The following is a 24,040-nucleotide window of genomic DNA, read 5'->3' as shown; positions in this document are numbered from 1 at the left end:
TCCTGCTGTCAGCGGGCTGTGGATCCGGTCCCGGGCCGGAGGGAGAGGGCCGCGGGGGCCGCACGGGTCGCCCTCGGGGTGCGGGTCAGGTCGTAGAGCGTGATGCCCTGCACGACCAGCGGCCGGAAGTGGCGGGCCACCCAGCGTTCGATCTGCTCGGAGTCGGCGCTGCCGGTGCGGGTGAGCTCCTCGATCTGCTCGCCGTCCTCGCCGTCCACCAACTCGCCGCCGCCGGCCAGGAACCAGTGGACGCGCTGCTCCTGCACCAGCGCCCGGAAGCGCGCGAGCGTCGGGGTGGGGTCGGTGCCGTTGAAGCCGCCCAGCGGCATCACCGAGTGACCGGTGGCCAGCTGGAAGCCGGCCGCGGAGTTGGCCCCGGTCACCGCGGCCACCCAGGTGAACCGGTCGGCGTCGCGCGTCAGCAGGGCGGTGAGGCGCGGGGAGGAGACCGAGGAGTTGAGCAGGTCGCCCACCGAGGGGTGCTGCTCGGTGACCGGGATGCCGTAGGCGCGGGGGCCGGGCCGTTCAGGGCCGGCGTGGGGGACGGCGCCGGTGTGGGGCTCGGCGACCGTGGCCACCGAGTACGCGGCCGGCCCCATCAGGCCGGTGGCGAGCGCGGCGGAGGCGAACCCGATCCCGATCGGCACCGCGTGGCGCCGCGCGCGCACCACCCGCCACGCCGCGACGGCGCCGAGCAGCACCACGGCGGCCAGCAGGGCGCCGGCCCACGGCGCCCAGCCGCGCTGGGGGACCAGCACGACCACCGCCATCGCCAGGGTCGCCCCGAGGGCGCCCAGCAGGCCGCGACGCCCGGCCGCGGTGTCGCGCACCTGCCACACCGCGTGGGCGCCGATCGCCACCAGGGAGGCGACCGCCGGGGCGAGGGCGATCGTGTAGTAGTCGTGGAAGATGCCGCCCATCAGGCTGAACGTGAGGAAGGTGGTCAGGCCCCACAGCCCCCACAGCACGAGCGCGGCCCGGCCGCGGCGTGCGGCGAGGGAGTCCTCGGTGCGCAGCCGGCGCCACCCCAGCACCCCGAGCACCACCGCTGCGGGGATCAGCCAGGCGATCTGTCCGCCGGTCCCGGCGTCGAGCAGGCGCCACAGCGAGGTCTGCCCCCATCCGGACGGACCGCTCACGGCGCCGGTCTGCACACCGGTGAGGCGGCCGACGCCGTTGTAGCCGAGCACGAGCTCGAGCACGGAGTTGCGCTGCGAGCCCCCGATGAAGGGTCGGTCCGCCGCCGGCCAGAGGGTGACGGCGAGGATCCACCAGGACCCGGCCACCAGCGTCGCCGCGGCGGCGGCCCCGACGTGCGCCAGCCGGGTGCGCCAGGGGCGACGGGCGAACCAGAGGTAGGCGACCACGAGCGCGGGCAGGACGAGGAAGGCCTGGAGCATCTTGGTGAGGAACGCCAGCCCCAGCAGTGTGCCGGCCAGCACGAGCCAGCGCACCGGACGGTCGTCGTCGACGGCGCGCAGGGTGGCCACCGCCGCCCCGACGAGGAGCAGCACCAGCAGGGCGTCGGGGTTGTTGAACCGGAACATCAGCACCGCGACGGGGGTCAGGGCCAGCACGACGCCGCCGAGCAGGGCCGCCCCGGCCGAGCCCGTGGCCCGCCGCAGCCCGGCGTGGAGGACCGCCACGGTGGCGACCCCGAACAGCGCCTGAGGCACCAGGATGCTCCAGCTCGACAGCCCGAACAGCCGCACCGAGAGCGCCATCGGCCACAGCGCCAGCGGCGGCTTGTCGACGGTGATCGAGCCCGCGGGGTCGAAGGCGCCGAAGAACATCGCGCGCCACGACGTCGCGCCCGCCTGGGCGGCCGCGGCGTAGTAGGGGTTGGCCCACCCCGACACGCTCAGGCCCCACAGGTAGAGCACGGCGGTGCCGGCGAGCAGGGCCACCAGCGGGGGGATGCGGCGCAGGAACGACAGGGCCGAGCGCACCAGGGTCATGCGGGGCAGCATCCCTCGCCACGGACGGCGGCAACCGTGGCGAGGGTGTGCGATCAGTGAACCCTCAGCGAACCTTTCGCCGGCTCCCAGCGAGGGGCGCCGTCAGCCGGCGACGACCTCGGCCAGCTGCCGCAGGCCCCAGCGCAGGTCGGCCTCCTCGACCACCAGCGGCGGGGCCAGCCGGATGGTGGACCCGTGGGTGTCCTTGGCGAGCACGCCGCGCTCGAGCAACGCCTCGCACACCGCGCGGCCGGTACCGCGGGCGGGGTCGATGTCGACCCCGGCCCACAGGCCCCGCACCCGCACGCCGACGACGCCGTGCCCGCGCAGGGCCTCCAGCTCCGCGCGCAGCACCTCGCCCAGCGCCAGCGCGCGCGCCTGGAGGTCGCCGGGGGTCAGCAGGTCGACGACCGCGGAGCCGACGGCACAGGCCAGCGGGTTGCCGCCGAAGGTCGAGCCGTGCTGGCCGGGCGCGAGCACGCCCAGCACGTCGCGGTCGGCGACGACGGCCGAGACCGGCACGAGTCCGCCGCCCAGCGCCTTGCCGAGGATGTAGAGGTCGGGCACGACGTCCTCGTGGTCGCAGGCGAAGGTCCGGCCGGTGCGGCCCAGGCCCGCCTGGATCTCGTCGGCGGCGAACAGCACCCCGGCGCGAGTGCACAGCTCGCGCACCCCCCGCAGGTACCCCTCGGGCGGGATGACGACGCCGCCCTCGCCCTGGATCGGCTCGATCAGGACCGCGACCGTGTGGGGGGTCAGGGCCGCCTCGAGGGCGGTGAGGTCGCCGTAGGGCACGGTCACGAAGCCGGGGGTGAAGGGGCCGAAGTCGTCGCGGGCCACCGGGTCGTCGGAGAACCCGACGATCGTGGTCGTGCGGCCGTGGAAGTTGCCGCCGGCGACGATGATCTCCGCGCGCCCCGCGGGCACGCCCTTGACGCGGTAGCCCCACTTGCGGGCGACCTTGATCGCGGTCTCGACGGCCTCGGCGCCGGTGTTCATCGGCAGCACGAGGTCCTTGCCGCACAGCGCGGCGAGCTTCTCGGTGAACTCGGCGAAGCGGTCGTGCACGAACGCACGGCTGGTGAGGGTGAGCTCGTCGAGCTGGGCGCGGGCGGCCTCGAGCAGCACGGGGTGGGAGTGCCCGAAGTTGAGGGCGGAGTAGCCCGAGAGCAGGTCGAGGTGGCGTCGACCGTCGACGTCGACCAGCCAGGCGCCCGCGCCGTGGGAGAGCACGACCGGCAGCGGGTGGTAGTTGCGCGCGGTGTGCTCCTCGGCCCGGGCGAACTCGACCCCGGTGCGTCCGGGGCCGGCCGCGGGGGTGGCGGTCCGGTGCTCGATGACGGTCATGGCGGCGCTCCCTTGCTGGATGACACGGCGGGGCCGTGCGGGCGGATCACAGAATGTCAGATTGTCTGACAATCGACGACCCACTCTAACCCAGATCGACCCGGATCCGGGTGTCGCCGGGCACACTGCTCAGCGTCACCCGGCCGCCGTGGGCCGCCACGATGGCCGCCACCAGCGAGAGCCCCAGTCCCACCCCGCCCTCGCGGTGCCGCGCCGCGTCGCCGCGGGCGAAGCGTTCGAAGGCCACCGGCACGAGGTCGGAGGGGAACCCCGGGCCGTCGTCGTGCACGCTGAAGCCGCCGGCGTCGGCCGTGACCGTCACGGTGGTGCCGGCCGGGGTGTACTTCCGGGCGTTCGTGAGCAGGTTCGTGACCACCTGGCGCAACCGGTCGGCGTCGCCGGTCACCTCCACCGCGTCCTCGGGCAGGTCCAGGCGCCACCGGTGGTCGGGGGCCAGCACGCGCGCGTCGGAGACGGTCTCGATGAGCAGCAGCGACAGGTCGACCGGCGCCTGCTCCAGCGGACGGCCGGAGTCGAGCCGCGCCAGCAGCAGCAGGTCCTCCACCAGGGCCGTCATCCGGGCCGACTCCTCCTCGACCTTGCTCAGCGCCAGGGCCGCCGCGCCGCTGTCGTCGGGGCGGCGGCGCGCGAGCTCGGCGTAGCCGGCGATCGTCGTGAGCGGGGTGCGCAGCTCGTGGGAGGCGTCGGCCACGAACTGGCGCACGCGCTGCTCGCTCGCGTGACGCGCGGCGAGGGAGGACTCCACGTGGGCCAGCAGCCGGTTCAGCGCCGCGCCGACCTGCCCCACCTCGGTGCGCTCGTCGGTGAGGGACGCCGGCACCCGGTCGGTCACCCCGATCTCCCCGGAGTCCAGGGGCAGGGTCGCCACCGTGTGCGCGGTGTGCGCCACCTCGGTGAGCGGGCGCAGCTGGCGCCGCACGACCCAGCGCCCCGCGACCCCGGCCACCGCGAGGGCCAGCAGTGCCAGCACCGCCTCCACGGCGATGAGTGAGGTGACGGCGTCGTCGACGTCGTCGGTGGGCAGTCCGCTGACGAGCAGCTGGCCGGTGTCGGTGCGGGTGGCGGCCACGCGGTAGTCGGGCAGTCCGTCGAGCCCGACCTCGTGCACGCGACCGTCGGCGGGCACCCGGGCCAGGGTCGCCAGGGCGGCCGCGGACAGCTGCTCGCCCTCGAAGCGGCGTTCGCTGAGGATCCGGCCGTCACCGAGCTCGGGGAGGGCCACCAGCGTCCCGGCGCCGAGGTTCACCGGACCCTCCAGCCGGGTCGGGTCGGCGGCGGGGTACTCCGCCGCCCCCGGACCGTCCGGCACCCGCGGATCGTCGCCGTCGGGCGGTGGGCGTCCGATGCGCGTCACCGAGGACAGCACCTTCTCGTCGAGCTGGTCGGTGAGGTAGCTGCGCATCGCGATCGTGGTGGCCGCACCGATCAGCACGGTCACGACGACGACCAGCAGCACCGCCGTCGCGATCAGCCGCGAGGACAGCGAGCGCAGCACGGGAGCCCGTCGTGGGCGCGACACCGGGGTCAGCCGTCCTCGGCGGCAGGCTTGAGCACGTAGCCGGCGCCGCGCATGGTGTGGATCATCGGCGCACGTCCGGCGTCGACCTTCTTGCGCAGGTAAGAGATGTAGAGCTCCACGACGTTCGCCTGGCCGCCGAAGTCGTAGTTCCAGACGCGGTCGAGGATCTGGGCCTTGCTGAGCACCCGCTTGGGGTTGCGCATCAGGAACCGCAGCAGCTCGAACTCGGTGGCGGTCAGCGAGATCTCCGCCCCGCCGCGCACGACCTCGCGGCTGTCCTCGTCGAGGGTCAGGTCGCCGACCACCAGCAGGCTGCTCTCCGCAGCGCGCTGCGCGCCCGCACGCCGCACGAGTCCGCGCAGCCGCGCCACGACCTCCTCCAGCGAGAACGGCTTGGTCACGTAGTCGTCGCCGCCGGCGGTGAGGCCCGCGATCCGGTCCTCGACCGCGTCGCGCGCGGTGAGGAACAGCACCGGCACGTGGGGGTCGGTGGCACGCAGCCGGCGCATCACCTCCAGGCCGTCGAAGTCCGGCAGCATCCAGTCGAGCACGACGACGTCGGGCTGCTGCCGCTGCCCGATCGTGACCGCGGCCGATCCGCTGTGGGCCTGTTCGACCGCCCACCCCTCGTAGCGCAGCGCCATGGCGAGGAGTTCGGCGATGTTGACCTCGTCGTCGACGACGAGGACGCGCAGCGGACTGCCGTCGGGACGGGTGAGGGAGGGCTCGGGCACGCGCCCAGCCTGCCGGATGCGGCTGTGTGCGTGCTGTGAAGCTGCTGGGTGGGGGCTGCGGGTGGGGGCTGCGGGTCGAGGTCCGGGGCCCGTGATCGCGTATCCGGTTCCGAGTCTGCGCACAGCCCGGGCACAGGATCGGTCCGCACGCTCGGGGCCATGACCGATCTGCCCCGCCAGCCCGACCAGCCCGCTCAGCCCGGCCAGCCTGATCCCACGCGGCCCCTCGACGCCGCGGCACCGGGTGCCGCGCCCGCCTACCTGCCCCCCAGCCCGGAGCCCGCCGCACCGGCCGCCTCCGGATGGCGCGCGCGCCTGCGCGCCACCTCGGGGCGCCGCTGGGGCCTGCCGGTCGTGGGCGGCGTCGCCGCGGCGGCGCTGCTGCTCGGTGGCGGCGCCGGCTTCGCACTCGGCCACGCCGGCGACGGCGCCGACGGCGACCGCGGGCGCGGGCCCGGGATGATGGGCGGCGGCCCGGGTGGGATGCCGGGTGGGGTGCCGGGTGGGTCCCGCGACTTCGACGGCGACCACTCCCTCGATCGGGACGGTGACGGGGACGGGCGGATGATGCCGCCCGGTATGGACGGCCAGCTGCCGCCGGGCATGGACGGCCAGGTACCGCCCGGGACCGACGACGCCCCCGCCGCGCCGCCTGAGGGTTCGACCACCCCGGCGCCCTCCCTCCAGCGCAGCTGAGCCGCAGGACCGGGACCCCGTCGCGGACCCCCGGTTCCTGACTCCCACCTCCGAAATCCGGGCGCCGGCGTCGACCTCGAGCTCGTAGCCCCGAACGTGCCGGACACCCTCGGGGACCACCACCGTCAGGACGGGGAACGAGCCGGGGGTCTGCAGGCTCCCCTCGTCGACGATGGTGGATCTCACGGTGTCGACCACGGCCGACTCGCCGTCACCGACCGGGTCGGCCTGCGCGCCGACCTGCGGGTGGACGGCGTCTCGGTGCTCGCGGCCGGGACGACGCTCTACCCCCATCCCGACGACTTCCGTGACGAGGTGGCGGTCCTGCTGGGCTTCGACCTGGAGGAGGACGCCGTGATCGGAGGCCGGGTGCTGGACCGGGCCGGTCGGGTGGTCCGGTCGGGTCTGCCGGTCCGCGGCGACGATCGCGGCTACCGGGTCGGGTGGCGGGGCCAGGACGAGGACGGCGACACCGTGCCGCCGGGGCGCTACACCCTGCTCGTCGACCTCACCGACGTGCCGGGCAACGTGCGCACGTTGCGCTTCCCGGTCGCGGTGAGCGCCCAGCGCGTGGTGCGGCGCACCGTGAAGGTGACCCTCGCGGCGCAGCGTGCGCTGGTCGACCGGTCCGTGGGCGGATGCTCCCGGTTGCGCGGTCTGGGTGGTGGCGCGCTCGCGTTCGAGTCGCAGGTGGGCTGCACCGACCCGCGCCGGAGCGTCGTCGCCGCGGTGTTCGGCCTGCGGCTGCCGGAGGTGCCCTACGACCTCCGGCCGGGGTACGCGCGGCTGCGCCTCTCGGCGCAGGGTCGCGGCCTGCCCGGGCGCCGGACGCCGTACATCATCATGGGCTACCTCCAGCCGCCGCGCGGGCGGTTCGTCCTGTCCTACCCCTGGCAGCGCACGTCCCGGCTGGAGCTGAGGACCGTGGACGACGCCGATCCGCTGATCTGGCGCGACGGGGAGGAGCGGGCGGTCTACTGGCAGCTCGGGCTGACCGACGGCAGCCGGTGGCGGGTCGACCGGTTCCAGGTCGAGGTGACCTTCCGCGGGCTGAGCGCCCGGTGAGCACGGTCGGCGCCCTCCCGGCGAGGGTCAGGGGGCGCTGACCGCCATCGCACGCACCGCGAGCGAGGCCACCACCATCGCCGAGCCGAGCGGGGCGCCCGGGCCGGGGTAGTGGGCGCCGAACATCGAGGCGGTGGTGTTGCTGGAGGCGTACAGGCCCGCGATCGGCGTGCCGTCCTCGCGCAGCACCCGGCCCTCGGGGTCGGTCACCAGTCCGCCCTTGGTGCCGAGGTCGGAGAGCACGAACCGCGCGGCGGTGAACGGCGGGGTGAGCACGGGGCTGAGCGCTCGGTTGGGGCCGGTGCCGCCGGTGAAGAAGGTGTCGTACTCGTCGCTGCCGCGGCCGAAGTCGGCGTCCACGCCGGTCTCGCAGAACCCGTTGTAGCGCGCGACCTGCTCCTCCAGCTCGGCGGCGGGGAGCCCGGTGGCGGCGGCGAGCCCGGCGATCGTGTCGGCGCGCACCCACGTGCCGGCCGCCAGGTGGGCCTCGGGGTCGCCCTCGGGCATCGCGATCCCGGGCAGCCGGCCGCCCTCGGCGGCGTCGAAGACGAACCACGACGGCACCCGCTCGGGTGCGGCCGCCATGAGTCGGCCGAACCGGTCGTAGGGCAGCGACTCGTTGCCGTAGCGACGGCCGTGCTGGTCCACCATGATCCCGCTGCGGAAGCCCAGGGTGAACGAGCCGCCGCCGTCGGGCTGGGCCAGGCCGGGGCAGAACCAGCCCTGACCGGTGTAGTCGGTGGCGGCGGCGAGCGCGGCGGCGGCGGTGATGGCGTCGCCGGTGTTGGCGGCGGCCGGCGCCATGCTCCAGGCGACGTCGCCGGGCACGCCGCGGGCGGTCCGGGCGGCGGCGTCCCCCTCGAACCCGCCGGCGGCGAGCAGGACGCCCCGGCGGGCGCGCAGCTCCCCGGGCCCGTCGGGCCCGTCGAAGCGCACGCCCACGACACGGTCGGCCTGCGTGACCAGCCCGGTGACCCGGTGGCCCACCCGCAGGTCGCCGCCCTCGCGGGCCACGATCATGGCGAGCCGGGCGATCAGCGCCTGGCCGCCGGACAGGGTGCGGCGGCCGGGCTGGCCGGCGCGGTCGCGCTCCACCGGGGGGCGCACGAGCGCGGCGATCTCGGGGCGCAGGTCCTCGCGGGTGATCGCGGTCGGCTGGATCGAGCGGCCGGCGGGCACGCGGCCGGGGGCGTCGTAGTACTCGGGGAAGGGCAGCCACTCGAAGTCGAGGTCGGGGTCGGTCTCGAGCTCGGCCACGAGGTCGGGGGCGTGGGCGAGGAAGGCCTCCAGCCGGGCGCGGCGGTCGGGCTCGACCTCGCCGAGCACGGCGTCGAGGTAGGTGCGGGCACCCTCGGTGGAGTCCGGCAGCCCGGCGCGCTGCTGCACCGCGGTGCCGGGCAGCCAGCACGCGCCGCCGGAGTAGGCGGAGGTGCCGCCCAGCAGCGGGGTGCGCTCGAGCACCGCCACGCGTAGACCGGCGCGGGCGGCCACGGCCGCACCGGTCAGGGCGCCGCCCCCGGAGCCCACCACGATGACGTCGACGTCGTGCTCGCTGTTCATGGGCGGAGCCTGCCAAGTAGAACGTGTTCTAGGCAAGGCCTGTCGCGGGGGCCCCGCGAGGACGACCCCGCCGCGCGGATGCGCGATGATGGTCCGGTCATGTCCAGCGCACCCGCGAGCGAGCCGGCCGGCACCCCGCCCCCCCTCGCGATCACCTACCCGCCGGACCTGCCGGTCACCCAGCGCCGCGACGACATCGCCGCCGCGATCCGCGACCACCAGGTCGTCGTCGTGGCGGGCGAGACCGGGTCGGGCAAGACCACCCAGCTGCCCAAGATCTGCCTCGAGCTGGGCCGGGGGAGCAGCGGGCTCATCGGCCACACCCAGCCCCGGCGGATCGCCGCCCGCTCCGTGGCCGAGCGGATCGCCTCCGAGCTGGGCACCGAGCTCGGCGACCTGGTCGGCTACCAGGTGCGCTTCACCGACCGCACCTCCCGCCGCAGCCGGGTCAAGGTGATGACCGACGGCATCCTGCTCGCCGAGCTGCAGCGCGACCGCCAGCTGCGCCGCTACGACACGATCATCATCGACGAGGCCCACGAACGCAGCCTCAACATCGACTTCCTGCTCGGCTACCTCAAGCGGCTGCTGCCCCGCCGCCCCGACCTGAAGCTGGTCATCACCTCCGCCACCATCGACGTGGACCGCTTCGCCCGGCACTTCGCCGCCGCCGACGGCACCCCGGCGCCGGTGGTCGAGGTGTCGGGGCGCACCTACCCCGTGGAGGTGCGCTACCGGCCGCTGATGGACCTCGCCGAGGACGACGAGGACGGCGAGGCGATCGTGCGCGACCAGACCGAGGCCGTCGTCGAGGCCGTCGGTGAGCTGTCCGCCGAGGGACCCGGCGACATCCTGGTGTTCCTGCCCGGCGAGCGCGAGATCCGCGACACCGCCGACGCCCTCGCCCCGCTGGCCGAGGACCGGCGGGGCCTGCGCGCGATCGAGATCGTGCCGCTGTACTCCCGGCTCTCGGCCGCCGAGCAGCACCGCGTGTTCGCGCCGAGCGGATCGCGGCGGCGTGTCGTGCTGGCCACCAACGTGGCCGAGACGTCGCTGACCGTGCCCGGGATCCGCTACGTCGTCGACACCGGCGTGGCCCGCATCTCCCGCTACTCGGTGCGCACCAAGGTGCAGCGCCTGCCGATCGAGCCGATCAGCCAGGCCAGCGCCAACCAGCGCTCGGGCCGCTGCGGCCGCGTGGCACCGGGCGTCGCCATCCGGCTCTACAGCGAGGAGGACTTCGAGGCCCGTCCGGAGTTCACCGACCCCGAGATCCTGCGCACCAACCTGGCCTCGGTGATCCTGCAGATGATCTCCCTCGGGCTGGGCGACCTGGGCCGGTTCCCGTTCGTCGAGCCGCCGGACAAGCGCAACATCCAGGCCGGCCAGCAGCTGCTGGAGGAGCTCAACGCGATCCGGCCCGGGCGGCCCGCCGGTGCCGCCCGCCCGGCGCCGACTCCGGCACCGGCTCCGCCCGAGCGCGGCGGACGACGTCGTCGCGGCGCGGCGCCGGACGGCCCGCAGCTCACCGAGATCGGTCGTCGGCTGGCGCGGCTGCCGATCGACCCGCGGCTGGGCCGGATGATCCTGGAGGCCGAGCGGCTGGGCTGCGTGCGGGAGGTGCTCGTCATCGCGGCGGCGCTGAGCCTGCAGGACCCGCGCGAACGCCCGGTCGAGCAGCGGCCGCAGGCCGACCAGCAGCACGCCCGCTTCACCACCGAGGGCTCGGACTTCCTCACCTGGCTCACCCTGTGGCGCTACCTCAAGCAGCAGCAGAAGGAGCTCAGCTCCAGCGCGTTCCGCCGGATGTGTCGGCGCGAGTTCCTCAACTACGTGCGCGTGCGGGAGTGGCAGGACTTCGAGTCCCAGCTGCGCCAGGTGTGCAAGGAGATGAAGATCGACGTCGGTCACCCCGCCGACACCCCCGACGCCGACGGCATCCACCAGGCGCTGCTGTCCGGGCTGCTGTCCCACATCGGCCTGCTGGAGGAGCGCGAACCCGCGAAGGGCGCCGGCCGGGAGCGGCCCCGGGGCCCGCGGGAGTACCTCGGCGCGCGCGGGGCGCGCTTCGCCGTCTTCCCCGGCAGCGTGCTGCACCGCAAGAACCCGACGTTCGTGATGGCCGGGGAGCTGGTCGAGACCAGTCGGCTCTGGGCGCGGCAGAACGCCGCGGTGCAGCCCGAGTGGGCCGAGCGGCTGGGCGCCCACCTGGTCAAGCGCACCTACTCCGAGCCGCACTGGTCGCGCAAGCAGGCTGCCGTGCTCGCCCATGAGCGGGTCACGCTCTACGGCGTGCCGCTGGTGGCCGACCGGCTCGTGAACTACGGGCGCATCGACGTCGAGGTGGCGCGTGAGCTGTTCATCCGCCACGCGCTGGTGCAGGGGGAGTGGCACACCCGGCACCGCTTCTTCCACCGCAACCGCGAGCTGTTGGAGGAGGCCGCCGAGCTCGAGCACCGGGCGCGGCGCCGCGACATCGTGGTCGACGAGCACACCCTGTTCGACTTCTACGACGCCCGCGTGGGGGCCGACGTCGTGAGCGGTGCGCACTTCGACTCCTGGTGGAAGCGGGCGCGGCAACGCGACCCCGAGCTGCTCACCTTCGACCCCGACATGCTCACCCGCGACACCGCCGAGGACGTCCGCGAGGCCGACTACCCCGACCTCTACCAGGGCTCGCGCGAGGGCCTCACGTTCCCGATCAGCTACCACTTCGAGCCCGGCGCCACCGACGACGGCCTCACCTTCGACGTGCCCGTCGCCACCTTGAACCAGGTGGAGGACGACGACTTCTCGTGGCTGGTGCCCGGGGTGCGCGAGGAGCTCGTGACCTCCCTGATCCGCAGCCTGCCCAAGCCGCTGCGGGTGAGCTTCGTGCCGGCCCCCGACCGCGCCCGGGAGTTCCTGCGCACCGTGCCCGCAGGCGAGGAGCCGCTGCTGGACGCGCTGGAGCGCTGGGGGCGGGCCACGGCCGGCGTCGTGATCCCGCGCGAGGCGTGGGACTGGAGCAAGGTGCCGGCACACCTGCGCCCGACGTTCCGGGTCGTCGACGACGAGGGGCGGGAGCAGGCCCGCGGCAAGGACCTCGACGCGCTCAAGGCGCCGCTGCGCGGGCAGTTCGAGCAGGCGCTCGCGGAGGTCGCCGACGACACCGGGCTCACGCGCACCGGCGAGACGGGCTGGACCTTCGGTGCGGTCGCCCCCACGCTCACCCAGCGCCGGGCCGGCCACGAGGTCACTGCCCACCCCGCGCTCACCGACGAGGGCGCCACCGTCGGGCTCGCGGTCTTCGGAGCCGAGGAGGAGGCCGCGGCCGCCCACCGCCTCGGGGTGCGCCGGTTGCTCGCGCTGGCGGTGCCCGACCCGACGGCCGACCTCGTCGCGTCGCTCGACAACCGCACGAAGCTCGGGCTCGCCGGCTCGCCCTACCCCTCGGTGGCCGACCTGCTCGCCGACTGCCGACTGGCGGTGCTCGGCGACGTCGTGGACCACCACCCGGCGGTGCGCGACGCCGAGGCGTTCGGTGCCCTGGTCGCCGTCGCGGCCCGCGACCACCGCGAGGCGGTGGCGGCCGTGCTGCGCGACGTCGTGGAGGTGCTGGAGCGGTGGCGCACCGTCGACCGGCTGCTGGCCGGACGCGTCGACCTCCCGCTGCTGCCGGCCATGACCGACATGCGCGCCCAGCTGGGCCGCCTGGTGCACCGCGGCGTCGTCGGCGAGGCGGGGGCGCGGCGGCTGCGGCGCCTCCCGGTGTACCTGCGCGCCCTGGAGCAGCGCCGGGCCCGGCTCGACGACGGCGGCCCCGCGATCGGCCGCGACCGCCAGCTGCAGGACCAGGTCGCGACCCTGGAGGACGCCTACCTCCACCGGCTGGCCGCGCTCCCGCCCGGGAGGGTGCCCGACGAGCGGCTGCGCAGCGTGCGCTGGATGCTCGAGGAGTGGCGGGTCTCGCTGTGGGCCCAGCAGCTGGGCACCGACGGCCCGGTGAGCGACCAGCGCATCCGCCGCGCCCTGGGGTGAGACCCGCGTCCTAGGGTGGACGGGTGAGTCAGCAGCCCCACGGCCCCCGTGCGCACCACCGCCCGGTGCCCAAGCGCGAGGCCTTCTTCGACGAGATCGAGGGCGGCGTCGACCCCGCCCTGGTCAGCGAGGCCGCCGACCGCGCCGCCACCCTGCTGGTGCGCGGTGCGCGGGCCAGCGCCGACGACGCCGTCGCCGACCGGCTCCTGCATCTGGCCGAGACCGAGGGCATCGAGGCGATCGCCGAGGTGTGGGCCGAAGGCGCCCCCGACACCCTCGCCGGCTGCCTGTGGCGGCTCTACCTGCTGCGGGCCTGGGTGCACGCCGAGCCCGCGCGCGCCGCGACGGAGTTCGACGCCGGCCGCCGGCGCGTGCCCGTGGCCGAACTGCTCGCCGGCGTCGCCGACCCGCCCGGCCCCGACCAGCTGCGCACGATGATCGACCAGGTGCTGCGCGGCATCGCGACCTCCGACTTCGCCGACGTGCTGTTCCGGGCCGCGGCCTTCGCCCGCGTCGTCGCCGGTGGCCGCGCCACCCTCGCCCCCCACCCCGCCGACCCCGACCCGGGCGTGCGGCGGATGCTCCTGGTGTCCGAGCAGCTCGAGGCCGCCGGCCACCTCGAGCTCGCCGGTCGCCTCTGACGGGCGCCCGTGCGGCCTCAGCGGATGCGGAACCCGGTGCGGTTGACGGCGTAGAAGTAGTTGTCGACCGCCTCGATCATGATCCGGGCGCGACCGGTGGTGCGGCGGGGGAGGCGGACCTCCTGGCGGCCGTCGTTGGCGGTGCGGGCCAGGGTGGTGCGGAAGGTGCGGCCGCCGTCGGTGGAGAGCCGGATGCGCACCTGCCGGGCCAGGGGGCGGGTGCCGTTGACGGCCCACCGGACGGTGATCCGCTCCCCGCGCCGGTAGGTGACCGCCCGCGCCTGCGAGGTCACCAGGAACGGACCGGCGTCGCGGTCCAGGCGCAGGGTGACGTCGGCGTAGCCCTGTCCGCCGGCATCGGCGCGGTCGCGCGCGGTGAGCCGGAAGTGCAGGGCGTAGCGCCGGTCGGTGCCGCGGTACCGCGCGGTGGGCAGGACCTCGGAGTAGCACTCCAGCTGGCGGGCCGGGAGGGTCTGCGACAGCGGGCCGCGCGGGGCGGGGCAGCGGCCGGTGCGGGCGTTGGTGTTGCCGTCCAGCACCTGGGCGAGGTCGGGGAACCACCGGGTGGGGGTGCGGCCGGGCAGGTTCTGCCCCGGGGAGGGGCTGCGCAGCGCGTCGGCCGGGCTCACCTGCGCGGCCTGTCCGAAGACGCGGAACAGGGGACCGTTCGGGCGGTCGCTGGTGGCGAGCTGGCGGCTCGCGGCGGAGGTGTCGGTCTGCTCCCAGAGGTAGACCAGCCGGTCGCCGTCGGCGTCACGACCCGACCCGGTGAGGCGGAACGGCGTGCGGATCGGGATCGTGCGGTCGGCGGGGGCCGTCACCACCGGGTTGCGGTTGGCCACGGTGCGGGCGACGCCGCGGTTCTGCGACGGCCCGCCGCGCGCGGTCTCGCCGACGAACCCCGAGACGCCGGGGCTGGGGCTGGAGACCGTCAGCGACGCCAGGTCGGTGTCGGCCGGTCCGGCGAGGAGCACCGACGGCTCGGCGCTGAAGATCACCTGGAAGCCGGTGTCGTCGAGCAGGGAGCGCGGCGGGACCCGCAGGAACTCGTCGAACCCCCACTCCACCACGGTGACGTTGTCGACGCCGGTGAGCTCCTCGATCGCCGTCGCCACCCCGGCGCGGGTGTAGGTCGAGCCGCGGGTGAGCGTGCGGGTCTGCGCCGTCCCGGGGAAGCCGAGCACGATCTGCTCGCCGTCGGTGTCGAAGCCGCGCAGCGAGACCGTCTGCACCTCGACGTTGTCGTACGGCGTGCCGGTGGTGACCTTGCGCATCTCGCGCAGGGAGTTGAAGGAGAACACCGGGTCGGTGTGGTCCTGCAGGTTGTCGCGGCCGCAGATGCCGGCGTAGGCCATGACGGTGGCCCCCGAGCCCGGCTCGACCGAGCTGCGCGCGATGTTGCCGCCGCACGGCCCCAGCGCGCCGGCGAAGGTGTGGTTCGCCCCGAACTGGTGGCCCATCTCGTGGGCCACGTAGTCGATGGCGAAGAAGTCGCCCTGCGGACGCGGCAGGCCGGTGCAGCCCCCCGCCTTGTAGTCGCCGCCGACGACGCCGACGTTCGCGATGCCGCCGCCGTTCACGCCGAGCACGAGGTGGCCGATGTCGTAGGCGGAGGCGCCCACCAGCTGGCCGAGCACGGTGCGGGTGCGCCCGAGCGCGGGGTCGTCGCAGAAGTCCAGCTGCCCGGGCACGTCGTCGGTGGTGGTGGCGGTGCCGTTGTCGTCGGCCGGGTCGAAGCAGGGGTGGGCGCCGCACGGGCCGTCGGGACCGGTGGCGGCGGCCTGGGTGTCGAGGTTGAGCCGGTCGGTGCCGTCGATGAGCACCAGTCGTACCGCGAGGTCGTCGCCGTAGATCGCGTTGACGCGGTTGATCAGCGTGACCTTCTCGGCCAGCACGTTGGCGCTGCCGAAGTAGGCGGCGTAGGTGGGGTCGTTGAGCAGGGCCAGCCGGTAGGTGCGCGCGACCACGCGCCGACCGGCGGTGCGGTCCGGGCCCCGGGCCGCGCGGGAGTCGGCCCGCGACTCCGCGAGCTCGCGCAGGGCGCGCACGGCCCCCTCGGCGCGACGCGCCTGGGGTCGTGGCAGCGCGGCCGCGACGTAGCTGAGGTGCAGGTCGGTGCCGCGGGCGTTGTAGGCGGGGTCCAGGAACCAGCCGCCCCCGACGCTGCCGCGCACGTAGGCGTGCACCCCCGTCGGGGCGACGTCGAGCGCCAGCCGGGTGTCGTCGTCCAGGCCGGTGCCGCTGAAGGTGCGGATGTTCGGGTGGGCCGCGGCCAGGCCGGGCTCCATGGTGACCGTCGGCGTGAGCCGGTAGCGCCGCAGCCGCCCCTGCGGGTCGGGGATCGCGACGACGGCGGTGGTGCCGGGCGCGGGCAGCTGCGCGCGCAGGGCGTCGGTGTCGACGCGGCTGGCGGTGTAGGCCGCGGGCCGCACCCGCGCGTCGGCGCGGCGCAGGGCCACGTCGCCGGCCGGGGCGAACGCGCTGCCCTCCCAGCCCGTCGTGGTCGGGGCGGCGGTGAGAGCAGGGCCGGCGCCGGGGCCCGCCTGGGCGGTGGCGAGCGGCACCGCCAGGACGCCGGCCGCCAGGAGCACCAGGGTGGCGACCGCCCGCGTCGTGCGGTCGGGTCGGGTGCCGCGCGCGGCTCGGGTCGGTCGGGCGGGCAGGCGGGGGAGGCGGGTCACGACGCTGCTGGGCTCCTGGGCGTGGGGTGGGACGGGGCGGGCCACGTGGCCCTGGCCGGGAACGCCGCCCGACCGCCGATGCCGGTAGGGGCATCCTGCCCGGTGTCGGTGCTCGGGTACAGCGTGCCCTGCCACCGGTGGGTTAGTCTGGAGATTCGAGTGCGTCGGGCTGCGGCAGCCCCGGGTCCCAACATCAGCCGCTACGAGCGGCCACGCGCCGTGAGGCGCTCCCGGTCCGGCGCACTCGACCACATCCCTCTCCGGAAGGCCCCGAGTGCGCGCCGCGACCACCCGCTCCACCCTCCTCGCGGGGTGCGGTCTGGTGCTGGCGCTGCTCCCGCTCGCGGCGTGCAGCGACGCCGAGGGTGACCGGCCCGGGCCGGTACCGCCGGTGGAGCTGACCCTCGGTGTGTTCGGCAGCGCCGCCGAGGTGGCGCCCTACCGCGCCGTCGTCGCCGACTACAACGCCGGCGCCTCGGCCGCCCGCGTGAGCCTGACCACCTGGGACGACGCCGCCGCCATGCGCGCCTCGCTCGACGCCGGCGCGCCCGTGCCCGACCTGTTCCTCGTGCCGGCGCAGGACCTGGGCCACGTCGTGGAGCAGGGCTGGAACACGCCGCTGTTCGACCTCGTCGAGGATCGCAACGTCAACCTCGGCGATCTCTTCAGCCATGAGGCCATGCTCGCGTTCTCCTCCGACGACGACCTCCAGTGCCTGCCCTGGGACCTCTCGCCGTCGGTCGTGTACTACAACACCGACCTCGTCGACTTCCGCGCGATGGCCCGCCGCGGCCTGCCCGCGCCCGACGACGTCGCGCAGGGCTGGGACTTCGACTCCTTCCGCGCGGCCGCCCGGTACGCCTCCCGTCCCGGCACGGGCGCGAAGGGCGTGGCGCTGGATCCCGACCTCGCCAGCATCGCCCCGTTCCTCTACGCCGGGGGCGGGCGCCTCACCGACGACGACCGCGCGCCCACCACCCTCACCCTGGCCGGCGGGGCCAACCTCGACACGCTCACCCCGCTGCTGGAGCTGCTGCGCGACGAGGAGGTCACCCTCACCACCGCCCAGCTCGACGAGGCCGACCCGGTCACCTGGTTCGAGCGCGGCGACCTCGGCATGATCGTCGGCGACCGCACCCTCGTGCCGCGGCTGCGGGCGGTGCCGGGACTCTCCTTCGACGTCATGCCGATCCCGCGGCTGGACACCGAGTCCACCGTGGGCCGTCTCACGGGCCTGTGCGTCGCGGCCGGGCCGCAGGAGCAGCGCGCGGCCGACCTCCTGGTCGCCATGCTCGACGACGCCCACGTCGAGCAGGTCGCCCGCGCCGGGTTCGTCGTGCCCGCCAAGGTCACCGTCGCCCGGTCGCCCGCGTTCCTGCAGCCGCGCCGTCAGCCCGCCAACGCCGGCGCGTTCAACCGCAGCAGCGAGGACCTCGTGGTCTTCCCCAGCTTCCCCGACCAGCAGGCGCTGGAGGACGTCGTCGACCCGATGCTGGCCGACCTCATCACCGCCCCGCTGCTCAGCGACCTCGCGACCGACCTCGAGGCGATCGACGAGGCCTCGCGACGGGTCCTCGAGCCCGAGCCGTCGTCCGGCCCGACACCCTGAGTGTCCGCTCACCGGCGGACGGCGGACGTCAGGCCTCGGTGGCCTCGGTCGCCTCGGGATCCCCGCCCTCCGCGGTCGCGGCTGCGCGCTCGGCCGCCGCCGCAGCGGCGGCGGCGTCGGCGGCCAGCACCGCCTCGACCACGAGCGGGGCGGTGAGGGCGGCCTGCCAGGCGCGCGCGCCCTGGGTCGTGAGCTGGGTGACCACGGCATCGTGCAGCGCGGCCGGTTCGCGGGTGCGCGGCGGGTTCCACAGCGCCCGGCGCAGGGTGTCGGGGGTGAGGAGGTTCTCGACCGGCATGCCGTGCTCCTCGCTCAGCGCGGTCATCGCCTCGCGGGCCAGACGCAGCCGCTCGGCGGCGACCGGGTCCTTCTCGGCCCAGGCCCGGGGGGCCGGGGGGCCGTCGCCGCGCGGGGCGCGGGCGGGCAGGTCGTCCTCGGGCAGGGCGAGCACCTCGGTGATCGCGGCCACGAAGCGCGACGCGTACCGCGAGGCACCGCGGCCGTGGAACCCCTTGGTCTCCATCAGCGCGGCGCGATCCTCCGGCAGGGCGGTGGCGGCGGCCACCAGGGCGCTGTCGGGCACGATCCGGCTGGGGGAGACGTCGCGGGTGGCGGCGATCTCGTCGCGGGCCTCCCACAGCGCCTTCACCGCGCCGAGCGAGCGTCGTCCGCGGATCCGGTGCATGCCCGAGACCCGGCGCCAGGCCTCCGCACGCGGCGCGGGGGCGAAGTCGCACAGCGCGGCGAACTCCTCTGCGGCCCACCCGTCCTTGCCTGCGGCGACCAGCTCGGCGGCCAGCACCTCGCGCAGCTCCACCAGCACCTCGACGTCGAGGGCGGCGTACTCCAGCCAGGAGGCCGGCAGCGGGCGGGTGGACCAGTCGGCGGCGGAGTGCTCCTTGCGGAGCCGGAAGCCGAGCTTCTCCTCCACCAGCGTCGCCAGTCCCACGCGGGGGTAGCCGAGCAGGCGGCCGGCGAGCTCGGTGTCGAACAGGGCCGTGGGACGCAGCCCGACCTCGGCCAGGCACGGCAGGTCCTGGGTGGCGGCGTGCAGGATCCACTCGGTGCCGGCCAGCACCTCCTGCAGCGGCGCGAGGGAGTCGAAGGCGATCGGGTCCACCAGCGCCGTGCCGCTGCCGGTGCGCCGCAGCTGCACCAGGTAGGCACGGTTGGAGTAGCGGTAGCCCGAGGCGCGCTCGGCGTCGATGGCCACCGGGCCGGTGCCGGCCGCCAGCAGCTCGCACACCCGGGCCAGGGCCTCGGGGGTGTCGGTGAGCTCGGGCAGGCCGTCGCGCAGGACCAGCAGCTCGCGGGGGGTCTCGACGTCGTCGGGGAGATCGGGTGCCGGCTCGGACGGGGACGCAGGGGCGGAGGTCATCAGCGGGTGGCGCCTCGCTGGCCGCGTCTGCTGGGCATGACCGCCACGCCCTCGGGCACGGGCTCCAGGCCCGCGGCCGTGCAGAGCAGCTCGCCCCACGCCTCGACGTGGGGGACGATGTCGGCGCCCGCCGCGACCGTGGGGGTCCAGGAGGCCCGGATCTCGATCTGGGCCGTGCCCTCGTCCTCGGCCATCGAGCCGAAGCTCTCCGTCGCGACCCGGGTGACCGTGCCCGAGAGCGCGGTGGCGTCGGCGTCGCCCTCCAGGGCGTCGAGCAGCCAGCTCCAGGCGACCTGGCCGAGCATCGGGTCGGCGGCCATGTCGAGCTCGATCTCCGCGCGCACGTAGGACACGCAGCGGAAGGTGCCGTTCCAGGCGTCGTTGCCCGCGGGGTCGTGCAGCACGATCAGCCGCCCGGTGGCGACGTCGACGTCGGCGAGGGTGACGTCGGCCGAGAGCGCGGTGGCGTGGGGGGCGATGCGCTGCGGGGCGGGCATCGCCTCGCACAGCACCTCCGGGCGCAGCCGCGCCAGGGCCAGGGCGTCGACGACGTCGTGGAAGAGCGCCGGGACGACCGGCGCCCCGGAGGTGCTCTCACGACGGACGACCATGCCCCCAGCGTAGGCGGCCGGGGCGGCAGCGATATGCGAACACGCCGGTCGCAGTGGGACCCTAGGGGCGTGTCCGCCACCACTCCCGCTCCCGCCCCGACCGCCGACAGCCCGTTCCTCGCCGCCCTGCGCGGGGCGCCGGTGAGCCACACCCCGGTCTGGTTCATGCGCCAGGCGGGCCGGTCGCTGCCCGAGTACCGGGCGCTGCGCGAGGGCGTCGGCATGCTGGAGTCCTGCATGACCCCCGAGCTGATCGTGGAGATCACCCTCCAGCCCGTGCGCCGCTACGGCGTCGACGCCGCGATCTTCTTCTCCGACATCGTGCTGCCGCTCAAGGCCGTCGGGGTCGACCTCGACATCAAGGCGGGTGTCGGTCCGGTGGTGGCGGAGCCGGTGCGCACCCTGGACGACGTCGCCGCCATCCCCGACCTGACCCCCGAGCACGTCCCCTTCATCACCGAGGCCGTGCGCGGCCTGGTCGGCGAGCTCGGCGCGACCCCGCTCATCGGGTTCGCCGGCGCCCCGTTCACCGTGGCCTCCTACCTGGTGGAGGGCGGTCCGTCGAAGGAGCACGCCCGCACCAAGGCGATGATGTTCGGCGCGCCCGAGGTCTGGGACGCCCTGATGCGCAAGATCGGAGGCATCGCCGCGGCGTTCCTCGAGGTGCAGGTCGCCGCCGGCGCCTCGGCCGTGCAGCTCTTCGACTCCTGGGCGGGGGCCCTGACCCCCGAGGACTACCGCACCCACGTGATGCCGCACTCCGCGCGGGTGCTGGAGCGCGCCGGGGCGCTGGGCGTGCCGCGCATCCACTTCGGCGTCGGCACCGGCAGCCTCCTCGGGGCGATGGGCGAGGCCGGCGCCGACGCCGTGGGCGTCGACTGGCGCACTCCGCTGCGCTCGGCCATCGACGTCGTCGGCGCCCGGGCGGTGCAGGGCAACCTCGACCCCACCCTCGTGTTCGCGCCCACCGAGGTGATGACCGACCGCGCCGCCGCGATCATCGAGGCCGGCCGCGCGGCCCACGGCCACGTGTTCAACCTCGGGCATGGCGTGCTGCCGAGCACCGATCCCGACCAGCTCGCACGGCTGGTCGACTTCGTGCACGCCTACCCCGTCTGACGCGCGGCCCGGGCCGCGGCCCGCTCAGGCCGGGCCGGACGCCGGGCCGGCGGCCGGGCGGGAACGCCGCCGCGCCACCGCGACACCGCCCACCACGACCGCACCCAGCCCGAGGAACGGCACGGCCACGCCCAGGGCGGTGAGGCCGGCTCCGGCGGCGTCGGAGAAGGCGTCCCAGCCGCGCTCGAGACCGCCCACGAACCCGTCGCGCTCCTCCTCGGGGGCCGGGGCGTCGGGGTCGGTGCGCTCGATGGCGATCGTGATCGTGGCCATCGACGTCCGGTCGGCGAGGTAGTCCTGCTGCTGCTCCAGCGACCCCAGGTCGGCCTCGCGCCGCGCGAGCTCGTTCTCCAGGTTCACGATGTCGCGGATGCTCGCGGCCCGGTCGAGCAGCGCGCTGATGCGGGCGATCGAGCGCCGCTGGAGCGCCACCCGCACCCCGGTGTCGATGACCTCGGTCGTGACGTCCTCCGCGGCGGTCGTGGCGCCGAGGCGGGTCGCGCTCTCCAGCGTCTCGAGGGCCTGCATCGTCTCGTCGAACACGGCCACCGGCACGCGCACGACCGAGCGGGAGAACCGGGCGCCGCCGTCGTCGTCGGCCTTCGTGCGGTCGTCGGCCACCTCCCCGCCGGCACCGTCGACGATCTTCTGCACGTCGAAGCGCGCCCGGTCGACGTCGTCGGCGCGCAGCGACACCGTGCCGGTGCGGATGATCGCCGGCTCCCGCGGGACCGTCGTCTCCTGGCCCACGGAGTCGGCGGGAGCCGCGACCGAGCCGCCGGAGGCGAGGGTGGCGTCGTAGGCCATCGCGTCCTCTCCGGACCGTGCGAGGTCGCTGCCCGCCGGCGCGGGCGCGGCGGGCTCCGCGCCGACCTGCACGGCGCTCGCGGCGTCGGCGGACGTCGCGTCGTCGGCGGAGCCGCAGGCGGCGAGCGGCAGCAGCAGGGCGGCGGCCGCCAGCGGCAGCAGGAGTCGTGCTCGGGCGGAGCGGGCGTGCTCGCCGGTCGGCGACGTCGGCGGCACGGCGACGGGGGACGGGGAGCGGAGGGCTGCGGGTTCCATGGGGGTGCGACGGCCGGTCCCCCGCGGCGGTTCCACCGGGGTGGCGGGTTTGGTTCGGTTTGTCAGGGTGAGGGTCCGCGGTACGGTCCGCACGCGCGGCCGCGGCCGCGGCGGGGCCCCACCCGCCCACCACCCCTGAGATCCAAGGAGCAGACCCCATGGGATTCCTCTCGCGCTTCGGCGTCGGCGGTCCGACCGTCGACCTCGTGCTCGACACCCCGCAGACCACGCCCGGCGCCCTGCTGACCGGCACCCTGAACATGACCGGGGGCAAGGACGCCGCCGAGATCGAGCAGGTCAAGGTCATGCTCGAGTCGGTCGTGGAGGTGGAGCGGGGCGACGAGGAGTGGCGTGAGACCGTCACCTTCGCCACCCAGCCGGTCTCGGGCCCGATGACGCTGCAGGCCAACCAGCCCTTCCAGGCCCGGGTCTCGCTGCAGGTGCCGTGGGAGGCGCCGATCACCACGGTGGGTGGCTGGCAGCTCAAGGGCATGCAGGTCTCGGTCCGCACCCAGGTGGACATCAAGGGCGCGGTCGACCCCAAGGACCGCGACCCCGTGCAGATCACGCCGCTGCCCGTGCAGCAGGCCATCCTCGACGGCCTGGCCTCGCGCGGCTGGCGGTTCAAGGGCGCCGACCTCGAGAAGGGCCGGCTGCCCGGGTCGACGCTGCCCTTCTACCAGGAGCTGGAGTTCGTGCCGAGCGGCTACGGCGGCCGGATCCGCGAGCTCGAGGTCACCTTCCTCGCCGACCCCCAGCAGGTGCAGGTCGTGCTCGAGGCCGACCGGCGCGGCGGCTTCCTCTCCGCCGGCGGCGACGCCCTCGCCCGCTTCGGCGTGCCGCACCACGCCATCGACGCCCACATGATCGGCAACGCCCTCCAGGAGCAGATCAGCCGACTCGAGGGTCGCGGCTGGTGAGCTGAGCCCCGCCGTTCCACCACCACCGCCCGCGACCGCACCGGTCGCGGGCGGTGGCCGTCCGGAGCGGTGCTTGCCCCTCGTCTCGCCGCGTCTCGTGACGGCGCTGGGGCGCCTCCTCGACGACCGTCACGGAGCGTCGCGGGACGTGCGCTCCCGGGCGGTCCGTGCTGGTGCGCCGCCTCAGCCGGCGCGGGCGGTGTAGTCGCGGGCGCCGCTCATCAGCGCCCGGTGCAGGGTGCGTACCTGGGCGGGGGCGCTCACCGCGCGCCGGTGGCGCAGGACGAGGGTGACGATCGTCTGGTCGCCGGTGAGCGGCCGCGTCGTCACGAGTCCGGCGCGTTCGAGCGGATCGCCGTGCACGCTGTAGTCGGGCAGGATCGTGACGCCCAGCCCCTCGGCCACCAGCGTCTTGCCCATCTCGGCGCCGTCGCTGAGGTGGCACACCCGGGGCGGCTGGTCGCTGAAGAGGCGGTGGGCGAAGCGGTGCATGAGGTAGCCCGGACGCATCCCCACGAAACGGTGGGCGCGCAGGTCGTCGGCGCTGACGCTGCGCTGGGCCGTGAGCGGGTGCCCCGCGGGCAGCACCGCCACGGGGCGCCCGTGCACGAGGTCGGTGGAGACCAGTCCCACCGGCGGGTCGTCGCCGCCCAGGACGTTGACCAGGCCGAGGTCGAGGGAGCCCTCGGTGAGCCCCTGGTCGATCGCGGTCTGGGTGAGGGTGAGCAGCTCCACCCCGGTGCCGGGGTGACGGGCTTGCAGGTGCTCGATCGCGGGGGCCAGCAGGGTGGTGGTGGCCGCATGCACCGTGCCCACCCGCACCTGCCGGGTCTCCGCTCCCCGGTCGCCCGCGGCGGACCGCAGCCGGTCGACGGCGTCGAGCACGGCCGTCATGTGGGCCAGCAGCTCCTGGCCCTCCCGCGAGATCCGGGCGCCCGAGCGCCGACGGTCGAGCAGGGTGACGCCGAGCTCGCGCTCGAGCTTGCCGATCGCCTCGCTGAGGGCGGGCTGGGACAGGTGCAGGTGCTCGCTCGCGCGCCGTAGCGAGCCGTGCTGCGTGACGGCGTTGAGGTACTCCAACTGTTCGATGCGCATGGGA

17 protein-coding genes are annotated in these 24,040 nt (G+C 75.3%); 7 read left to right on the top strand and 10 right to left on the bottom strand.

What is annotated here, in order from left to right; translation table 11 throughout:
• Positions 1-8 precede the first annotated feature (8 nt).
• From ACERUJ_RS12445 to ACERUJ_RS12430, 4 genes are all read right to left on the bottom strand, one after another.
• Complete coding sequence (locus tag ACERUJ_RS12445; protein WP_370248873.1) at positions 9-1,958, bottom strand: glycosyltransferase family 39 protein; 1,950 nt, start codon at positions 1,956-1,958, stop codon at positions 9-11.
• A 102-nt stretch (positions 1,959-2,060) separates the two neighbouring features.
• Entirely contained in the window at positions 2,061-3,305 is a 1,245-nt protein-coding gene (gene rocD, locus ACERUJ_RS12440; RefSeq protein WP_370248872.1) for an ornithine--oxo-acid transaminase, read from the bottom strand.
• 85 nt (positions 3,306-3,390) lie between these two features.
• The gene (locus tag ACERUJ_RS12435) at positions 3,391-4,821 is read right to left on the bottom strand and encodes a sensor histidine kinase (protein ID WP_370248871.1); all 1,431 of its coding nucleotides are present in this window, start codon (positions 4,819-4,821) and stop codon (positions 3,391-3,393) included.
• A 29-nt stretch (positions 4,822-4,850) separates the two neighbouring features.
• Complete coding sequence (locus ACERUJ_RS12430) at positions 4,851-5,579, bottom strand: response regulator transcription factor (RefSeq protein ID WP_370248869.1); 729 nt, start codon at positions 5,577-5,579, stop codon at positions 4,851-4,853.
• Positions 5,580-5,738: 159 nt separating this feature from the next.
• On the opposite strand from ACERUJ_RS12430, the gene ACERUJ_RS12425 reads away from it, so the two are divergent.
• On the top strand, positions 5,739-6,275 hold the full coding sequence (locus tag ACERUJ_RS12425; RefSeq protein WP_370248868.1) for a hypothetical protein: 537 nt from the start codon (positions 5,739-5,741) through the stop codon (positions 6,273-6,275).
• A 96-nt stretch (positions 6,276-6,371) separates the two neighbouring features.
• Positions 6,372-7,340 (top strand): hypothetical protein, encoded by a 969-nt coding sequence (locus ACERUJ_RS12420; protein WP_370248867.1) that lies wholly within the window; start codon positions 6,372-6,374, stop codon positions 7,338-7,340.
• 27 nt (positions 7,341-7,367) lie between these two features.
• Here ACERUJ_RS12420 and ACERUJ_RS12415 read toward each other — a convergent pair whose 3' ends face one another.
• Positions 7,368-8,900, bottom strand: a complete 1,533-nt coding sequence (locus tag ACERUJ_RS12415) for an FAD-dependent oxidoreductase (protein ID WP_370248866.1) — start codon at positions 8,898-8,900, stop codon at positions 7,368-7,370.
• Positions 8,901-8,999: 99 nt separating this feature from the next.
• Here ACERUJ_RS12415 and hrpA point away from each other — a divergent pair, with 99 nt between their 5' ends.
• Together hrpA and ACERUJ_RS12405 are read left to right on the top strand one after the other, a co-directional pair.
• Positions 9,000-12,920: an ATP-dependent RNA helicase HrpA gene (hrpA, locus tag ACERUJ_RS12410; protein WP_370248865.1), complete on the top strand. Its 3,921-nt coding sequence runs from the start codon at positions 9,000-9,002 to the stop codon at positions 12,918-12,920.
• A gap of 23 nt (positions 12,921-12,943) precedes the next feature.
• Positions 12,944-13,561: a hypothetical protein gene (locus tag ACERUJ_RS12405; RefSeq protein ID WP_370248863.1), complete on the top strand. Its 618-nt coding sequence runs from the start codon at positions 12,944-12,946 to the stop codon at positions 13,559-13,561.
• Between the two features lie 17 nt (positions 13,562-13,578).
• Here ACERUJ_RS12405 and ACERUJ_RS12400 read toward each other — a convergent pair whose 3' ends face one another.
• Positions 13,579-16,242, bottom strand: a complete 2,664-nt coding sequence (locus ACERUJ_RS12400; RefSeq protein WP_370248862.1) for a reprolysin-like metallopeptidase — start codon at positions 16,240-16,242, stop codon at positions 13,579-13,581.
• A 274-nt stretch (positions 16,243-16,516) separates the two neighbouring features.
• Between ACERUJ_RS12400 and ACERUJ_RS12395 the strand changes: the two genes are divergently transcribed.
• Positions 16,517-17,851, top strand: a complete 1,335-nt coding sequence (locus tag ACERUJ_RS12395; RefSeq protein WP_370248861.1) for an extracellular solute-binding protein — start codon at positions 16,517-16,519, stop codon at positions 17,849-17,851.
• Between the two features lie 28 nt (positions 17,852-17,879).
• Here the strand turns inward: ACERUJ_RS12395 and ACERUJ_RS12390 are convergent, their stop codons facing one another.
• Complete coding sequence (locus ACERUJ_RS12390; RefSeq protein ID WP_370248860.1) at positions 17,880-19,229, bottom strand: ribonuclease D; 1,350 nt, start codon at positions 19,227-19,229, stop codon at positions 17,880-17,882.
• Positions 19,229-19,840 carry a DUF3000 domain-containing protein gene (locus ACERUJ_RS12385; protein ID WP_370248859.1) on the bottom strand — a complete coding sequence of 204 codons (612 nt, stop codon included), beginning with the start codon at positions 19,838-19,840 and terminating at the stop codon, positions 19,229-19,231. The genes ACERUJ_RS12390 and ACERUJ_RS12385 overlap by 1 nt, the downstream gene beginning before the upstream one ends.
• Positions 19,841-19,909: 69 nt before the next feature.
• Between ACERUJ_RS12385 and hemE the strand changes: the two genes are divergently transcribed.
• Positions 19,910-20,959, top strand: coding sequence for a uroporphyrinogen decarboxylase (hemE, locus tag ACERUJ_RS12380; protein WP_370248857.1), 1,050 nt, complete (start codon positions 19,910-19,912; stop codon positions 20,957-20,959).
• Between the two features lie 24 nt (positions 20,960-20,983).
• Here the strand turns inward: hemE and ACERUJ_RS12375 are convergent, their stop codons facing one another.
• Positions 20,984-21,982: a DUF4349 domain-containing protein gene (locus ACERUJ_RS12375; RefSeq protein WP_370248856.1), complete on the bottom strand. Its 999-nt coding sequence runs from the start codon at positions 21,980-21,982 to the stop codon at positions 20,984-20,986.
• 197 nt (positions 21,983-22,179) lie between these two features.
• On the opposite strand from ACERUJ_RS12375, the gene ACERUJ_RS12370 reads away from it, so the two are divergent.
• Positions 22,180-22,941 carry a sporulation protein gene (locus tag ACERUJ_RS12370; RefSeq protein WP_370248855.1) on the top strand — a complete coding sequence of 254 codons (762 nt, stop codon included), beginning with the start codon at positions 22,180-22,182 and terminating at the stop codon, positions 22,939-22,941.
• A 183-nt stretch (positions 22,942-23,124) separates the two neighbouring features.
• On the opposite strand, the gene ACERUJ_RS12365 is transcribed toward ACERUJ_RS12370, so the two are convergent.
• Positions 23,125-24,036, bottom strand: coding sequence for a LysR family transcriptional regulator (locus ACERUJ_RS12365; RefSeq protein WP_370248853.1), 912 nt, complete (start codon positions 24,034-24,036; stop codon positions 23,125-23,127).
• Positions 24,037-24,040 lie beyond the last annotated feature (4 nt).

This window comes from Nocardioides sp., assembly GCF_964228225.1.
Taxonomy (GTDB): domain Bacteria; phylum Actinomycetota; class Actinomycetes; order Propionibacteriales; family Nocardioidaceae; genus Nocardioides.
The sequence above is the reverse complement of the archived record's forward strand: the minus strand, read 5'-3'. Positions and strand labels throughout refer to the sequence as shown.

Bases quoted from the DNA above. Each gene is read 5' to 3' on its own strand.
- ACERUJ_RS12445 (WP_370248873.1), bottom strand. From the start codon at position 1,958: ATGACCCTGGTGCGCTCGGCCCTGTCGTTCCTGCGCCGCATCCCCCCG.
- rocD (WP_370248872.1), bottom strand. From the start codon at position 3,305: ATGACCGTCATCGAGCACCGGACCGCCACCCCCGCGGCCGGCCCCGGA.
- ACERUJ_RS12425 (WP_370248868.1), top strand. From the start codon at position 5,739: ATGACCGATCTGCCCCGCCAGCCCGACCAGCCCGCTCAGCCCGGCCAG.
- ACERUJ_RS12415 (WP_370248866.1), bottom strand. From the start codon at position 8,900: ATGAACAGCGAGCACGACGTCGACGTCATCGTGGTGGGCTCCGGGGGC.
- hrpA (WP_370248865.1), top strand. From the start codon at position 9,000: ATGTCCAGCGCACCCGCGAGCGAGCCGGCCGGCACCCCGCCCCCCCTC.
- ACERUJ_RS12390 (WP_370248860.1), bottom strand. From the start codon at position 19,229: ATGACCTCCGCCCCTGCGTCCCCGTCCGAGCCGGCACCCGATCTCCCC.
- ACERUJ_RS12385 (WP_370248859.1), bottom strand. From the start codon at position 19,840: ATGGTCGTCCGTCGTGAGAGCACCTCCGGGGCGCCGGTCGTCCCGGCG.
- ACERUJ_RS12370 (WP_370248855.1), top strand. From the start codon at position 22,180: ATGGGATTCCTCTCGCGCTTCGGCGTCGGCGGTCCGACCGTCGACCTC.
- ACERUJ_RS12365 (WP_370248853.1), bottom strand. From the start codon at position 24,036: ATGCGCATCGAACAGTTGGAGTACCTCAACGCCGTCACGCAGCACGGC.